This is a genomic window from Priestia sp. JSM ZJ58 (assembly GCF_044383985.1).
GTDB classification, from domain to species: Bacteria; Bacillota; Bacilli; order Bacillales; family Bacillaceae_H; genus Priestia; species Priestia zanthoxyli.
Window position 1 is genome coordinate 1,010,807 of record NZ_JBISEM010000001.1, and the last position, 15,012, is coordinate 1,025,818.

Below are 15,012 nucleotides of genomic sequence, written 5' to 3' on the forward strand. Positions count from 1 at the left end.
CAATGAAAACTCTTTCTGTCGTTCTGCCCGTTTACAATGAAGAAGAAATGTTAAAAAACGTGCTTAAACAAATTAAAAAAGTGAACGTGCTTGAGATTATCGTAGTTGCAAACGGCTGTACCGATGCTTCAGTTAAAATAGCGAAAGAAGAGGGATGTACGGTAAAAGTAGTAGAAAAACGCCTTTTTCCACATGAAGCGAGAATGGAAGGGGCAAAGGCTGCTAAAGGAGATGCCGTCTTATTTGTAGACGGCGATATTATTCTTTCGGCTTCCGAGCTTGAGCGTTTTGTTCAGCCGCTGTTATTTGAACATAGCGATGTGGTGCTAAACAAGTGGGAAAAAACAAAGATGAATGCTTTTAACCGCAGCGAGCTGACGTGGAGTACGGTTCTGCATCATGCACTTGGAAAGCCTCATCGTGCCAACGCTTGTTTAAAAGCGCCTTACGGTGTGCTAGTAAGCGTATTAAAGAACCACTGGGAGTTGCCGCCTCTTTCTTTATTTGTGACGTTCTTAACACAGTATCGTGTAAGCTCGCATATTACGATCGAAACGCAGGGAAAGGGAAGCTTTCGTCCGTTTGATCGGCCGCTGCGTAGCAGAGAACGAATTCAATCCTACCAGCAGCTTCTTCAAACATATTATACGCTTGCGTCAAATCGTAAAAGGCGAGTGGATATGCTCGCACAGCCTCTTCCAGTTGTGGAGCACGGCTGGGGGAAATTATCTTCTTTTTATGGAGGCAAACAGCTGTCTGTTATTGTTCCGGTTTGCAACGAAGAAGGAACAATCAAACAAGTGATTGCAGAAGCAAGAAAACTTGAACCGTTAGAAATTATTGTTGTGATTAACGGCTCTACGGATCAGTCGGAGAAGTATGCCAAAGAACAGGGTGTTAAAACTATTGTTTACGATGAGCGGTTAGGGCATGATTGCGGAAGAGCTGCAGGAGCACTTGCAGCAACGGGAGATATTCTTCTCTTCATAGACGGGGACTTTGTTCTTTCAGCTCAGGAGTTGTATCCGTTTGCTGCAGCGGTAGCGAGCGGTGTCGATGTAGCTTTAAACATATGTGAAGATGAAGAAAAGCTCACGCATGTGGTCCAGGGGTGGAAGTACGTGTTGAACGAGACAATAGGAAGAAAAGATTTATTAATGAGCTCCATGACAGCTGTTCCTCATGCCATAAGCAGAGAGTGCCTCGAGAAAATTGAGCCCGAATCTCTTGCTGTACCGCCTTTTGCCCAAGTAAAAGCCATAGTAGGGGGTTTCCATGTGCAGGCCGTTCACCATGTTGATGTAAATAAATTTAACAGATTTCGATATTCTGAACACTTATCATTAAAGAGCCATTCTGCTACGGCAGAACTCATTATTCAGGATCATATTTTTGCATTTCTATCGTATCTTCAGCGTGACTGAGCAGGAAGCATGGTCTTATTTTCAAAAAAAATGTTTAAAATGAGGTAAAGAAATTTGCTGATATCTTGTTTTTCTGTTCTAACCTCTTGAATTTGTTCACAGTTGTAACTAAAATTGTTACATGTGCAGACAAAAGTAAAAAAGGAGGAAAAGAAATGAAAAGCTATCAGCTTGGAACGTTTTTACTTCGTCTTATGTTAGGACTAACGTTTTTTATTCATGGACTTGGCAAATTTCAAAGCGGTATTGATAATACGGTCGGTTTTTTCCACAGCATGGGGATTCCCGCGTTTTTCGCTTACGCAGTTGCTGTTATTGAATTCGTAGGAGGAGCTGCTATGATTCTTGGGTTTCAAACGCGCTTAATAGGTGTTCTGTTTGCGATCGTGATGATTGGCGCTATTTTTACAGCGAAAAGCGGTGCTGGTTTTACAGGCGGCTATGAGCTTGAGATTGCCCTTTTTGCTGTTTCGCTTCATGTGATTCTAGCAGGAAGCGGCGCGTACGCGTTAGACAACCGATTACAAAAGCCAGAAGAACATTATTCTTAAAAAGGGTAGGCGCTATGCGCCTACCCTTTTTTGTAAAATATATCCTTCTATCGATTCATTTTTACTAAAATATACAGCTATCATTTTTAAGGAAATTCGTATATATGGTACTATTTGGTCATAGATGACTACATAGTCAGTCTATTTGAACGATACGGGGAGGTTTTAACATGAAAACCGAAAGAGAAAACGGAATTGTCCGTCAAGTGAATACGATTCAATCAAAAGAAGAGCGCTTTAATCCTTTTTCATGGTATGAAGAGATGAGAAACAGCGCGCCTGTGCAATGGGACGAAGAAAGGCAGGTATGGGATGTTTTTCACTATGCTGGAGTCAAAGAAGTGCTAGAACAAAAGAATATTTTTTCTTCTGATCGAAGACCTCCACAAAACCAAAGACAAACTGCTCTAGGAACGAGCCTAATTAATATTGATCCGCCTAAGCATGCTGAAATGAGAGCGCTTGTTAATAAAGCTTTTACGCCTAAAGCAATGAAAGCATGGGAGCCTAAAATTGCGCGTATTACACACGAATTATTACAAGAAGTTGAGCATCTTGAAGATATTGATATAGTCGAGCATCTTTCCTATCCGCTTCCGGTTATGGTAATTGCCGATATTTTAGGCGTGCCGATAGAAGATCAGCGTCAGTTTAAAGATTGGTCGGATATTATCGTAGCGGGTCCGTCGAATAATGAACGCGAAACGCTCGAAAAATTGCAGCAAGATAAAATGAAAGCAAATGATGAGCTCGAAACTTATTTTTATAAAATCATTGAAGAAAAACGCACGCATCCAGGGGATGATATTATCTCCGTGCTTCTTCAGGCAAAAGAAGAAGGGAAGCAGCTAACGGATGAAGAAATCGTCGGGTTTTCCATTTTGCTGCTGATTGCAGGCAACGAAACAACCACGAACTTAATTTCAAATACGATTTATTGTTTAATGGAAGATAAAGCTTCTTTTGAACGACTCAAACGAGAAAAAGAACTTTTACCTTCTGCGATTGAAGAAGTTCTTCGCTATCGTTCACCCGTTCAGGCTCTTCACCGAATCGTAAAAAAAGATGTGGTTCTTGCAGGGAAGAAATTAAAAGCGGGCGAACACGTCGTTCCATGGATGGGATCCGCGCACCGAGATGCGCAGTATTTTGAAGACCCGGATGTATTTCAAATCGATCGAAAGCCAAATATCCATATGGCATTTGGAAGAGGGATTCATTTTTGCTTAGGAGCACCGCTTGCTCGAATAGAAGCAAAAGTTATGCTGGCTGAACTGATTGACCGCTATCCGCATATGGACTGGAGCCCGGCATTTGAGTTAAAGCCGATTGAAAGCACGTTTGTGTACGGGTTAGAAGAATTATTGATTCGTAAACATGTATAAAAAAAGCACGCTTTGCGTGCTTTTTACTCTTTCTCTGCCTGAATTCTCGCTTCAGCAATTTTATCCGTATGATCATATCCCCATTTAAACATCAGCTCGATAATAGGAATGAGAGTTTCTCCAAAAGGCGTTAAATAATATTCTACTTTAGGCGGAACTTGTTTGTAGACTTCGCGGTGGATAATTCCGTCGCGCTCAAGTTCGCGAAGCTGCAGCGTGAGCATTCGCTGCGTCACGCCTGGAATGAGTCTGCGCAGTTCATTAAAGCGCCGGCGTTCCTTCGATAATTGATATAAAATGACGCTTTTCCATTTGCCTCCGACTACATCAACGGCTGCTTCCACAGGGCAAGAATAGCCGTGAGGCTCCCATTTTGTTAAGTCGTATTTCATAGTGATTACTCCTTTTATCCGTGAGTCCAGCTGAATTTGTGCTGTCTATACTATAGCACGTCTTATTTGATAAAAACATGGAAATGATTCATGGAATTATTGACGGAAAATTAAAAAAGTAATGGAAATAATTATGAGTTTGTTGTATGATGAAACTATGAAAATAACTTTTCTATTAAAAAGCGAAATATTTTGAAAGCGCTTTATTTATAAAGGACGACAGGGGAAAGGGCGGAGGAACGATGAAAAGATTTATCAAAGTAGAAAAAAGAAATCACGTGGCGGTTGTACGAATGAATCAGTCGATGCTTAATCGTTTGAACAGTGAAGTTATGTATGAGCTGCAAGAAACGATGAATGAGCTGCAGCACGATGCGTCGGTTGGATCTATTGTATTTATGGGAGAGTACTATAAAATGAACGGCGATCATAGAACAACTTCTTTCCTGCGTGAAGAAACAGGAAGGCTTTATCAGCCGATTCATGCAGTAACAGCTCGAGCGATTTTTCAGCGCATTTCATGCAGCTCCAAACAAACGATTGCGCTTCTTACAAACTTTACGTTTGGCGGAGGGTATGAGTTAGCTTTAGCATGCGACGTACGAATTGCAGAAGAACCTGTGCAGCTGAAGTTAACAAACGGTATGACCGTTAGTGCGCAAGAAGCATGCAACATGGGTAAAGTGCAGCATATTGTGCAAAAAGGGAAAGGATTAGAATATTCACTTGCGCTCAATGCATTAGAAAAGGAAGCTTAAAAAGCGCTTTCACTTTATTTCCTATAAAGTGAAAGCGTTTTTATTTTATTTCATTGGCAAAATGGTATTGAAAATTCTGAAAAAAGGAGTAGAATGATAACAAATCTACTTATTTTAAATAAGCAAAGGAGCTGGTATCAATGCCATTCATTTTTAAAGAAGCGGTAGTCGGATTGTTTACAGCGGCAGCAGCAGGTTTACTGGCGTTTCAAGGAGTAGAAGTGGTGACAGCCATCATTCATATGCTAACTTTTTGGAAACAGTAATAGCTAATAAGTAGAGGAACAACTTATAAAGATAAGGGGCTTGAGACTTTCTCAGCCCTTTTTGTTGTGGAGCTCATTATTTTTCAGTATACTAACGGTGGAAATTAAGACATAATATGGTTACATAGCAGGGATTTACGAACTTAGTAGGGAAGTATGTAGACTCTGAAAAAATAAACAATGATCGCTTTTACCCGGTAACAAGTTTTGTTATCGGGTAACGTGTGTAAGGGGTGTGGATAAGTGAAAGATAAAAATTTAACAGAAGAACAGCAGCGAGTTGATTGGGTAGTCGAAGAAATCAGCCAAAAAGCTGAAAAAATAGGCAAAAGCGTAGGAAGCGTAAAAGGCGAAATTGTCGATTTGCGAAGCACGTTTTGGGACGATGTCACGGTTAATATGGATGAGCCGGATGACGTGATTGAGACATTTACGAGCATTAAGCAGCAGGCAGAACTTTTAGCTGAACGTGAAATTACCCATAGACAAGCGTATGATCAATTAAAAACATTAAAAAAGCTAACGCAATCCCCTTATTTTGGACGTTTTGATTTTATAGAGAATGGTGAAAAAGAAGCGGAAGCTATTTATGTGGGCGTGGGCTCTTTAATGGATCAAAAAGATGAAGAGTTTTTAATTTATGATTGGCGTGCGCCTATTTCGAGTCTTTATTATGATTATTCACCGGGAAAAGCGCAGTACGAAACGCCAGGTGAAGCGATAAAAGGCGAGATGAAGCTAAAGCGTCAGTTTATTATCGAAAATAGCGTAATTAAAAGCATGTTTGATACAGGAATTACCATTCGAGACGAGCTGCTTCAAGAAGTGCTCGGACACAACGCAAGCAGTCAAATGAAAAGTATTGTAGCGACCATTCAAAAAGAACAAAACCAAATTATTCGAAATGAAAAAAATAAAGTGCTGATCGTCCAAGGAGTAGCAGGGAGCGGTAAAACGTCTGCAGCTCTTCAGCGGGTGGCTTATCTTCTCTATCATCACCGAAAGCAGCTGACTGCAGAAAACATGATGCTGTTTTCGCCAAATCCGCTTTTTAACAGCTACGTCTCAACTGTTCTTCCGGAGCTTGGAGAAGACAATATGAAACAAACAACGTTTCAGCAATATGCCGACGGACGGTTAGGAAACGAGTTTGACGTGGAGGATTTGTTCGTTCAAATTGAATATTTATTAACGGAAAAAGATGCTGCGGTAAAAAAACAAAAAATGCAGGAAATCCGCTACAAAGCAAGCCGTGAATTTAAAAAGCAGGTAGATGCGTATATCGAAGAGCTGTCTACTAAAGACATCATTTTTAAAAATATTAAGTTTCGCGGCGAAATCGTGTTATCTGCTCGGCGTTTGTTATCTTATTTCTATTCGCTTGATACGGGAATTTCCATTCCTAACAGAATGCAGCTCGTAGCCGAGTGGGCGCTTAAGCTCATCAACCAGCTTGAAAAACTTGAACGTAAAAAAGATTGGGTTCAAGAAGAAATTCAGCTTTTAGAAAAAGAAGATTATGTCGAGGCCTATCAGCATCTGCAGAAAAAGGAAGGCTATACGGAAAGTTCATTTGATGACTTTGACCGTGAACAAGCGTATTTAGCTAAAGCCGTTGTAGCTAAGAAAATGAAATTTATTAAGCAGGCCATCAAACAGCTTAAATTTATCGATATTCGCCGTATCTATATGCAGCTGTTTGAAAGACATCACCTTTTTTCCCACGTAGAAGGGTGGGACGAAACAGCTAAAAACACGGTGGAAAGAGTTATGAACATGAAGCTGTCTTATGAAGATGTAACGCCTTACTTGTATATAAAAGATCAAATTGAAGGGCGAAAAGCCAATCCTGTCATTCGCTATTTGTTTATTGATGAAGCACAAGATTATTCACCGTTTCAGCTAGCGTTTTTAAAAGAGCTGTTTCCGCATGCTAGAATGACGCTGCTTGGAGACTTGAATCAAGCGATTTATGCGCACGCCTTGAACGCACCGACCATTCTTTCAAGCGAACTGTACGAAGAGAAAGAAGCAGAAACGCTGACTCTTACAAGAAGCTATCGATCAACGCGTCAAATTGTCGAGTTTTCAAGGGATATGGTGGCAAACGGCCATTTAATCGATCCGTTTAATCGAGACGGAGCGAAGCCGACCGTGACGGCTGCAGGTAACGTCAAAGATCTGCATGAGGCAATTATACACAAAATTAATGAATTGAAGCAGCAAAACTATAAAACAATTGCTGTTATTGCCAAAACTGCTGAAGAAAGCCGAGAAGCATTCCAAGCACTGCCTGATTCGATGTCTGCAAGGCTACTGACAAAAGAAACAAGTTCATTTGAAAAAGGCATGCTTGTCCTGCCAGCCTACTTAGCAAAAGGAATTGAGTTTGATGCAGTCATCATTTACAATGCCTCGAGTGAATGTTATCAGGATGAATATGAGAGAAATTTATTTTATACAGCATGCACAAGAGCGATGCATGAGCTCCACCTGTTCTCACTTGGTGAAATTAGCCCGTTTATATCAAATAAAGAAACTTATGAATACCACGGTAAATAAACAGAGAACGGTCAGTGTCTTGAGTGTCTGAAATAGTAGTACGAAAAATCGAGGGTGAAATCGCAAAGGTTTTACCCTCGATTTTTTATTTTTATGGATGGATTCAGTTTATTTACATTGCTTGAATAAAATTTCTTTGGTTAAAGTCCAACTACCATAAAGCGAATCAGAAGGACAGTGAAAGGAGGAGTTTTATATCCAATATTTACGAATAAATGTATTACTCATCTTTATAATAAGTTTATTTTTCTCGGGTATTATTCTTTTTTCTTATAAGTTATTTGCTGCGGGACTGTTGCCTATCATAGGCTTGCTTTTTATCTATGCTTTAACCTTTAAATATCGTTCAACGGTTTCTCTGTTTCTATTCTTTTTAGTAGGGACATGTATGTTTCAAGTAGGAAGCAATTATTTCATTGAATGGGATCTATCTAAAGAGATGAAAATCATTGTAAACAGAGTTTTACTTTTGTTTATCATAGGTGGACTATTGCTTTCAATTTTATTGTCCAAGCAAAAGGTATTTCTTTTTGCATCATTACCAGACTGGCAGAAACGTATAGTGATGCCACATCATTCAATTAAACTAACGTATTTTTTACTGTTTGGTCTAATTGGTTCGGCTACAATTTTTGTACCTTTACTATTCGCTGAAGATATAAGTTATACAAAATCATTCGTCATATACGGTATAGTATTCTCAATCATAAACGCTATTTTAGAAGAGGTGCTTTGGAGAGGGATCATGTTATCTCAATTAAAAAGTAATCTATCGACTTTTTACGCTGTTTTTATTACGAGTATTGGATTTGGTCTCTTGCACATATCAATAGGAATTCCTGTGGTAACAAGTTTACTTTTTTCTTTTGGTGGACTTTTCTATGCATTTGTCGTTTTAAAGACGAAAAGCATATACCCAGCCGTAGTTTTTCATTTTATTATTAATTTAGGCATGGTCTTTAACGGATGGATATTTTAGTATCTTGCACCAAAAAGCTCAGAGCTATATATCGCTCTGAGCTTTTTATGAGTTATTAGTGTTGTATATTACCTGAACTGTCTACAGTAGGTCGTCTTTTTTTATTGACTTTCAAAATGCAGCAAATACTTCACTAAATAAAGGCCTGAGTTTGTTTTTTCTTGAAGAGGAATGGTCAGGCACGTAACGTAATAATATCCTTTTGGAATATCATAGCTTAAAGTTTCAGATAGGACGCTTTTGATTTCAATCCCATCGCTTTCGACGTGAAAAGGAAGGCGAGTGGTCTTTTCAGCCTTTGATGCGTCTGGAGTTTCGTTTACCCACACTTCGACAATGGCTTTTGTGTTCGACACGGCTTCAAATGAAATAGCTTTATCGTCTGCGACATATCCTTTTTGAATATCTTCATCACTCCAGTCGTGATGGGGCTTTGGCTGTCCTTTTTGAAACAGCGTAAACTGATGATATGACATTGTTAGCTCTTGTTCTTTCCATTTTGTTTTCATGATTTCACCTCTTCAAAGTAAAGCTTGTTCAGCTATTATTGCACGATAAATTGTACGCGTGTACCATCTGGGTACTGTTCTAACTGATTTCCAACCCATGAGCCGGCTCCGCGGTTATCAGAAGGTGAAATATAGCGAATATCAGCTCCTGCTCCGCCTTCTTCGCACATAGCCATTGGCCATTCATCACGGTCATATCCTGTTTTTGTTGGGTATCCTTTCAGCGATTCTTCTCGGTTTGCTTCAGCACCATCGCGATCAATTGTGCAAACGGAAGAGTGACCAGCAGTAATTGCGTCGCGAATATGATCGCCGGTTTCAGGATATCGGTCCAGTGGAAAATAAAGCGTTGCATCATAGTTTGCTTCGGCTTCCGTTTTTTCAGGAGCTAAAAACGCCGCATGTCCTATAAACCCTAAAACGCATGCAATGATAATGAATAGACTTGCCATTAATTTTTTCCCGTATGTACTCATCTCAAACCTCCAGTGTAGTCGTTTTTACAGCTTAACTATACTCTCAGATTGCTAAGTTTAGATTACAGGACAATAAATACGGTGTAAACAAGTATTAACAATTATGTAAAAATGATCATTTTGTCTTATCTGTAAGATTCAAAAGGCCTCAGAATATTCTAGGAGTTATACTTTACGGTGTGTACCTTACTTACGATTCAGTTTAAATGGAGTGTGAAGTGTCTAATTGTATGTCTATGGGTCCTAGGTGAAAAAAAAGAGTCAACTTCCTTTACTTGACATCATACCCTAATAGGTATAAAGTTGTGTGTACATTTACTTCTTGTGTAAGCTTAAAAGCAACAAACGCAATCATGCATGAGCGGAGGTAGTAGTATGATGGAATATGATAAGCAAGTTAAAAATCGGTTGAAACGTATTGAAGGTCAGTTAAAAGGCGTCTTAAATATGATGGAACAAGGAAAAGACTGCCGTGACATTGTGACACAGCTCTCAGCAGCCAGAAGCGCAATTGATCGCACGATGGGTGTTATTGTCAGCACAAACCTTGAACAATGCGTAAGAGAAAGCATTGAAAAAGGCGAGAACACGGAAAACTTAGTAAAAGAAGCAGTAGAGTTGTTAGTAAAAAGCAGATGAGACATTCGTTTCATCTGCTTTTTGTTTTTTCTGTACGCTGCTTAAAAGGATAAAAAGCGCTGTTCCTAAACACAATACGGATAGGAACAGCGGTTTTTTAGGTTTATCTCGTTTTAAGAACAGGAAAGATATATGAAGAGAAAGGAGGAGGGCAAGGTGAATGATGACAAAAAGTCACCAACATATAACCATACGGAAATTCATCATAAAATTGAAGCTTCTCCAAAAGCGCCGGGAATCAAAGCTGCTTTTCGCTTTAACCACGCTTCTTCTCCGTGGGTAAGAGGAATCAGCTCGGGCTTGTCTTCAAGTTTGCCGATTTTAATAGGCATTTTGTTTGGTCATTTGCAGTACGGACTCATTGCAAGTATTGGCGGCTTTACATATTTGTATACAAAAGATGAACCTTACGCGCAGCGTGCCGTTAAGTTATTTTTAGCTTTGCTTGGCGTTACGCTGTGCTTTACACTCGGCTCTTTATTTGCTGACGTGGAGTGGATGAAAACTATTTTATTTGGTGTGATTGGAGCCGTATCGGTTTATATCTTCGGAGCTTTAAAAATTCCGGGACCTTCCGCGATGTTTTTTGTCCTTTCATTTGCAGTGAGTACAAGCATTCCAGCTCCGAATTTACAGGCAGTTTTTTTGCATGCAGGCCTCGTTTTTTTAGGAGGAGCACTATCTTGGTGTATTAGCATGAGTGGCTGGCTTATTAATCCGCGAGGGCCTGAAACGGCCGCTGTGGCGAAAGCTTATAGGCAGCTAGCTTCATTTGTTGGATCACTTGGCACGGAATCGTTTCACGCTGAGCAGCACAAAACGGTTGTAGAGCTTCGGGCAGCGGAAACAGCGATGAAGCAAGCGAAAATTAATCGAAAAAAATCATCGTTTTCTCACCGGCTGTTTTTATTAAACCAAAAAGCTGAAGGGCTGTTTATTTTTGTGATGGCCGCTGCGAATGATTTTAATCCGGCTGTTTCGAAAAAAGCACAAGCGGTAATTGAAACGTTCGCATCCGAAATGGCCACGTTAAAAAAACATAAAAAAATTCGAGACGTGCGAGAAGAAATTGAAGAGCTGTCCATCAAAGAAGAGCTGCGCACATTATTACTAGATGTAAACGACGTTCTTCAAATGAAGGAATTAAAAGAAACGGAGTATATTCAATTTTCACAAGGCAGCGTAAAAGCACGGTTAAAAGCTGCTTTTCACAAACGTTCGTATGTACTTAAAAACGCTTTGCGCTACGGAATTATTATGATTATCGCCGCAGCTGTTGCCTACACGACAGACATTCCAAGGTCTTACTGGATTCCTCTCACGTGTGCAGGAGTGATGCTTGGGGCAACCGTTCGTGCAACGGTTCAGCGAGGTATTCAACGCTCTGTCGGAACCATTTTAGGTATTTTAATTGGAACCGGGATTCTCATGCTTGAACCAACGGGAATTGTCATTGCGCTCATTGTCTTTGTGCTTCAGTCAACGATTGAAATTGTGATTGTTAAAAACTACGCGCTCGGTACGCTTTTTATCACACCGAATGCTCTTTTAATTGCTGAAAGCGGTCATCCGGACAAAGCGATTAGCTATTTTACGTCCGCTCGGGTGATTGATATTGTTATTGGTTCTGTTATTGGAGTGGTCGGTACGGTATTAGTTTTTAAACGAGCTTCTTCGCTTCGTCTGCCGTATTTACTTGGAGATGTCATTCGAAAAGAAGGACAATTTTTAGAAATGCTAAGCACTGAACAAGATGAAGAAAGAATTAAACAAGAAAGAAATAAGCTTCAAGGGGAACTAGTTAATCTTCGGGCGCTTTATGATAATGTGATTGGAGAATATTCTAAAACGGCCGTCAAGCTTGAAGGACTGTGGCCGGCAGTTGTCGCTACGCAGCAGTTAGGTTATATGCTTCTTGCGTCGTATGAAGGATATGAGCTGTCAGAAACGGAAAAGCGAGAGCTTCAAGAAACGTTTGCTCAGCTAGCCGCAGCAGCAGAGCAAAAGCGAGCGCCAAAGCTTTCAAGTGTTCCGACCCTGAAACGCTACCCCATTATTCAAGGGGAAATCACTGCTTTATATGAAAGTCTGCAGGTAGAAATATAAAAAGCACGGAACCAATGGGCTCCGTGCTTTTGCTTTTACATATCCACAACTTCACTTACCGTTTTATTTACATCGTCACGCGTCATTTTTTCTTTTCCTTTCATTAAGGCGTTTAACGTTCCATCGGCAAGCGCTAACGGAATTTTACAGAAATGAAGAATCGGAAGCGATTTGACATCTTCTAAATATTTCTTTCCTAGTGACAGATTGCGGCGAGCATAGGCAAACATATCTTCTCTGCTCCAGTTGTTAGGGAAGAAGCTGACTCCACGCTCTGAATCTTCCGAGGTATTGCGCAGAATATTTACAGACTGCAAGCCGCGTCCAAATGCAATGGCTAATTCTTTGTCTGTATCCGTGCCGTCATACCATTTCCAAATGTCGTTAAGCATCACGCCTACTAGACCAGCTACATAGAACGTATAGTCATCTAAATCCGCTTCATTTTGAATATGCCAGTCTTTTTCTACCCAATCGGCCATTCCTTTGGCCATAATAGAAGTTGCATCTAATACTTGATCTGCAACTCCAGTCGGACAAAGCGCAATCCAGTTGCCGAGCTGAAGCGTTACGTCAGGTAAATCAGCTTGATAAGGACCTACTAATGCCATGTAGTCGTCTTCGTTAAAAGACTTTTTTAACAGGTCACTAATGGCGTAAAGCAAGCGGCTTTTTACACCGGCTTCTAGCTCAGGGTGATCTTCAATTTCATCAATTGCCCTCATACATAAGTAAGCAGATCCTACTGCATCTTGCAATTCTGCCGGCAAGTGGCTAATTGGAATAAAAAATGTTCGGCTTGTCTCTTTTAACATCACCATTGCGTTGTCGCGTAATTTGTTGGGTACACTCATTGATAACTAGCTCCTTTTTACATATCCACATGTCAAATTAGTTTAAGTTTTCATCTTATATACTATAGTAACAAAAAATGAGCATTTAATGGAGTTTAAAGATTACTTATTAACGATATTGTCATTATTTTGTAGTATTTAAACAGAGATACTTGTATCATGCACAAGTTTACACTACGATAATACTCGTTCATTCTTCATTTTACAGACATAAAAAGTTTATTTTTAAGAAAATTGCCGTCATGCTAATGGGTTAGATGAACTTTTAAGAAAACCCTCAACAGTCGGGTATACATAATACATAGGAGAATACAGAGGTGAAGGTATGAAAATTTTAATTGTAGAAGACGATAGCAAAATATATGAATTAGTGAAAGAAAAATTCGAACAGTGGTCATTTGAAGTGGCTGGAGTAGAAGATTTTCAAAAGGTAATGGAAGTATTTATTGCAGAAAGCCCAGAATTGGTCATTTTAGACGTGAATTTACCTGTATATGACGGGTTTTACTGGTGTCAGCAAATACGTACAGTTTCAAAAACTCCTATCGTATTTCTGTCGTCTCGTGAACATCCAATGGACATTGTTATGGCAATGAATGTTGGGGCGGATGACTATATCCAAAAGCCGTTTAACTTGGATGTTCTTATTGCTAAAGTGCAGGCACTTCTGCGCAGAACGTATTCGTATGGAGACACGATTTCAGACGTTATCGAGTGGAACGGCGCGGTGCTAGACTTAAAAAAAGGAAGTTTGCATTATAACGATCGAGAAGTTCATTTAACGAAAAATGAATTTTTTATTTTACGGCTTCTTTTGGAAGAGCGAGGCAAGATTGTATCGCGAGAAGAGCTTATGCGAAGATTATGGGAAGATGAGAAATTTGTAAGTGACAATACGCTTTCAGTCAACATCACACGCATTCGTACCAAGCTGGAAGAAATCGGGCTGAATGATCAAATCGTGACCAAAAAAGGTCAAGGATATCTGGTGAATTAAAATGTGGAAAAGTTTTTTAAGAGAAAGGCTAAGCTGGATTCTATTCGTTCTTCTATGGCTGAGTGTAATCGATGCTCTGCTGCTTCTCGAGTATGATATTAAGGTATCGTCTACTTCGTTTTGGTACTTGAATCTTTTAACGCTGTGTATGCTAATTCTGTTTCTTTTATGGAGAGGAGTAAAAGAAAGAAGATTTATAAAAAGATTAAGTTTAATGCTGCAGAATGACGCGTACGATTTACAAGAAATGCATTCATACGTGCGAACGAAAGCAGATGAAGACATGCTGAGTCTGCTGCAGCGTATAGATCGTGTCTATCGCAGACAAACTCACGCTCTTCACGTACAGCAGCGAGAACAGCAGGAATATATAACGACGTGGGTTCATGAAATCAAAACGCCGCTTACTGCTATGAAGCTGCTTATTAACGCTCGTCGTACAGAGCTTTATAAATGGCCTTGGCTTAAGGATATTGAAGATGAATGGATGAAAATTGATGGGTTAGTAGATCAGAATTTATATGCCGCACGTCTGCGTCACTTAGAAAAAGATTACCAGGTGCAGGCAGTGTCGCTAAGCGAACTTGTTTTTCCAAACGTTGCGTATTTCTCGAAATGGTGTATTGAGAAAAGACTGCATATTGATGAAAAGAATCTAGATACGTTAGTGCACACTGACCCAAAGTGGATGCAGTTTGTTGTGAAGCAAGTGTTATCCAATGCAATTAAATATAGCCCTCTAGAAGGAAAGCTTTCTTTTTTTAGTGAAGAAACGCCGAAGTATGTGAAGTTATTTATCGTTGACCAAGGGGAGGGCATTCCACCACAAGACCTTCCGCGCATATTTGAAAAAGGATTTACAGGAAATGTCGGAAGAAAATCGAAAGGAGCTACGGGGCTAGGGCTGTATTTTTCAAAAAAAATTACAGATGCTCTTGGCCATCGAATAGAGGTACATTCACTTTTACACGAAGGAACCACGGTAATTTTGACCTTCTACAAACCGAATTCTTTTGATAACCTTTCAAAAATGTAAGGTTGAAAGCCGAGATTGTCATCTGCTTCAAACGAATCTTTCCTTGTTACGAAGTAAGATAGAGCTATACACAAGGAG

Annotated in this window: 15 protein-coding genes; 11 read left to right on the plus strand and 4 right to left on the minus strand. The window is 39.9% G+C overall.

Going from position 1 to position 15,012, the window contains the following annotated elements:
- Window positions 1-2: 2 nt before the first annotated feature.
- The 3 genes from ACH6EI_RS05140 (at window position 3) to ACH6EI_RS05150 (ending at window position 3,360) form a co-directional block, all read left to right on the plus strand.
- On the plus strand, window positions 3-1,424 hold the full coding sequence (locus ACH6EI_RS05140) for a glycosyltransferase family 2 protein (RefSeq protein ID WP_108674281.1): 1,422 nt from the start codon (window positions 3-5) through the stop codon (window positions 1,422-1,424).
- Between the two features lie 155 nt (window positions 1,425-1,579).
- Window positions 1,580-1,975 (plus strand): DoxX family protein, encoded by a 396-nt coding sequence (locus ACH6EI_RS05145; RefSeq protein WP_048019962.1) that lies wholly within the window; start codon window positions 1,580-1,582, stop codon window positions 1,973-1,975.
- Between the two features lie 170 nt (window positions 1,976-2,145).
- Window positions 2,146-3,360 carry a cytochrome P450 gene (locus tag ACH6EI_RS05150; RefSeq protein ID WP_028414993.1) on the plus strand — a complete coding sequence of 405 codons (1,215 nt, stop codon included), beginning with the start codon at window positions 2,146-2,148 and terminating at the stop codon, window positions 3,358-3,360.
- A 23-nt stretch (window positions 3,361-3,383) separates the two neighbouring features.
- Here ACH6EI_RS05150 and ACH6EI_RS05155 read toward each other — a convergent pair whose 3' ends face one another.
- Window positions 3,384-3,752, minus strand: a complete 369-nt coding sequence (locus ACH6EI_RS05155) for a winged helix-turn-helix transcriptional regulator (protein ID WP_013084552.1) — start codon at window positions 3,750-3,752, stop codon at window positions 3,384-3,386.
- A gap of 242 nt (window positions 3,753-3,994) precedes the next feature.
- Here ACH6EI_RS05155 and ACH6EI_RS05160 point away from each other — a divergent pair, with 242 nt between their 5' ends.
- The 4 genes from ACH6EI_RS05160 to ACH6EI_RS05175 all read left to right on the plus strand — a co-directional run bounded on the left by ACH6EI_RS05160 (window position 3,995) and on the right by ACH6EI_RS05175 (window position 8,317).
- Window positions 3,995-4,510 (plus strand): enoyl-CoA hydratase/isomerase family protein, encoded by a 516-nt coding sequence (locus ACH6EI_RS05160; protein ID WP_108674280.1) that lies wholly within the window; start codon window positions 3,995-3,997, stop codon window positions 4,508-4,510.
- 140 nt (window positions 4,511-4,650) lie between these two features.
- Complete coding sequence (locus tag ACH6EI_RS05165; RefSeq protein ID WP_014458690.1) at window positions 4,651-4,776, plus strand: hypothetical protein; 126 nt, start codon at window positions 4,651-4,653, stop codon at window positions 4,774-4,776.
- 243 nt (window positions 4,777-5,019) lie between these two features.
- Window positions 5,020-7,338, plus strand: coding sequence for an RNA polymerase recycling motor HelD (gene helD / locus ACH6EI_RS05170; protein ID WP_108674279.1), 2,319 nt, complete (start codon window positions 5,020-5,022; stop codon window positions 7,336-7,338).
- 388 nt (window positions 7,339-7,726) lie between these two features.
- Window positions 7,727-8,317, plus strand: coding sequence for a CPBP family intramembrane glutamic endopeptidase (locus tag ACH6EI_RS05175; RefSeq protein WP_028414990.1), 591 nt, complete (start codon window positions 7,727-7,729; stop codon window positions 8,315-8,317).
- A 101-nt stretch (window positions 8,318-8,418) separates the two neighbouring features.
- On the opposite strand, the gene comJ is transcribed toward ACH6EI_RS05175, so the two are convergent.
- Window positions 8,419-8,826 carry a competence protein ComJ gene (gene comJ, locus ACH6EI_RS05180; RefSeq protein WP_098113593.1) on the minus strand — a complete coding sequence of 136 codons (408 nt, stop codon included), beginning with the start codon at window positions 8,824-8,826 and terminating at the stop codon, window positions 8,419-8,421.
- A gap of 35 nt (window positions 8,827-8,861) precedes the next feature.
- Window positions 8,862-9,302 (minus strand): NucA/NucB deoxyribonuclease domain-containing protein, encoded by a 441-nt coding sequence (locus ACH6EI_RS05185; RefSeq protein ID WP_028414988.1) that lies wholly within the window; start codon window positions 9,300-9,302, stop codon window positions 8,862-8,864.
- Between the two features lie 378 nt (window positions 9,303-9,680).
- Between ACH6EI_RS05185 and ACH6EI_RS05190 the strand changes: the two genes are divergently transcribed.
- A complete protein-coding gene (locus ACH6EI_RS05190; protein ID WP_013058561.1) occupies window positions 9,681-9,941 on the plus strand; it encodes a metal-sensitive transcriptional regulator in 261 nt (86 codons plus the stop codon).
- A 156-nt stretch (window positions 9,942-10,097) separates the two neighbouring features.
- Complete coding sequence (locus ACH6EI_RS05195) at window positions 10,098-12,047, plus strand: FUSC family protein (RefSeq protein ID WP_028414987.1); 1,950 nt, start codon at window positions 10,098-10,100, stop codon at window positions 12,045-12,047.
- Window positions 12,048-12,082: 35 nt separating this feature from the next.
- Here the strand turns inward: ACH6EI_RS05195 and ACH6EI_RS05200 are convergent, their stop codons facing one another.
- Window positions 12,083-12,901 carry a squalene/phytoene synthase family protein gene (locus ACH6EI_RS05200; protein WP_028414986.1) on the minus strand — a complete coding sequence of 273 codons (819 nt, stop codon included), beginning with the start codon at window positions 12,899-12,901 and terminating at the stop codon, window positions 12,083-12,085.
- A 325-nt stretch (window positions 12,902-13,226) separates the two neighbouring features.
- Here ACH6EI_RS05200 and ACH6EI_RS05205 point away from each other — a divergent pair, with 325 nt between their 5' ends.
- The gene (locus ACH6EI_RS05205; protein ID WP_028414985.1) at window positions 13,227-13,898 is read left to right on the plus strand and encodes a response regulator transcription factor; all 672 of its coding nucleotides are present in this window, start codon (window positions 13,227-13,229) and stop codon (window positions 13,896-13,898) included.
- 1 nt (window position 13,899) lies between these two features.
- Window positions 13,900-14,934, plus strand: a complete 1,035-nt coding sequence (locus ACH6EI_RS05210; RefSeq protein ID WP_028414984.1) for a sensor histidine kinase — start codon at window positions 13,900-13,902, stop codon at window positions 14,932-14,934.
- Window positions 14,935-15,012 lie beyond the last annotated feature (78 nt).

Bases quoted from the DNA above. Each gene is read 5' to 3' on its own strand.
- ACH6EI_RS05175 (WP_028414990.1), top strand. From the start codon at position 7,727: ATGTTTCAAGTAGGAAGCAATTATTTCATTGAATGGGATCTATCTAAA.
- ACH6EI_RS05160 (WP_108674280.1), top strand. From the start codon at position 3,995: ATGAAAAGATTTATCAAAGTAGAAAAAAGAAATCACGTGGCGGTTGTA.
- ACH6EI_RS05200 (WP_028414986.1), bottom strand. From the start codon at position 12,901: ATGAGTGTACCCAACAAATTACGCGACAACGCAATGGTGATGTTAAAA.
- ACH6EI_RS05210 (WP_028414984.1), top strand. From the start codon at position 13,900: ATGTGGAAAAGTTTTTTAAGAGAAAGGCTAAGCTGGATTCTATTCGTT.
- ACH6EI_RS05145 (WP_048019962.1), top strand. From the start codon at position 1,580: ATGAAAAGCTATCAGCTTGGAACGTTTTTACTTCGTCTTATGTTAGGA.
- ACH6EI_RS05185 (WP_028414988.1), bottom strand. From the start codon at position 9,302: ATGAGTACATACGGGAAAAAATTAATGGCAAGTCTATTCATTATCATT.
- ACH6EI_RS05165 (WP_014458690.1), top strand. From the start codon at position 4,651: ATGCCATTCATTTTTAAAGAAGCGGTAGTCGGATTGTTTACAGCGGCA.
- ACH6EI_RS05155 (WP_013084552.1), bottom strand. From the start codon at position 3,752: ATGAAATACGACTTAACAAAATGGGAGCCTCACGGCTATTCTTGCCCT.
- comJ (WP_098113593.1), bottom strand. From the start codon at position 8,826: ATGAAAACAAAATGGAAAGAACAAGAGCTAACAATGTCATATCATCAG.
- ACH6EI_RS05190 (WP_013058561.1), top strand. From the start codon at position 9,681: ATGGAATATGATAAGCAAGTTAAAAATCGGTTGAAACGTATTGAAGGT.
- ACH6EI_RS05150 (WP_028414993.1), top strand. From the start codon at position 2,146: ATGAAAACCGAAAGAGAAAACGGAATTGTCCGTCAAGTGAATACGATT.
- ACH6EI_RS05205 (WP_028414985.1), top strand. From the start codon at position 13,227: ATGAAAATTTTAATTGTAGAAGACGATAGCAAAATATATGAATTAGTG.
- ACH6EI_RS05140 (WP_108674281.1), top strand. From the start codon at position 3: ATGAAAACTCTTTCTGTCGTTCTGCCCGTTTACAATGAAGAAGAAATG.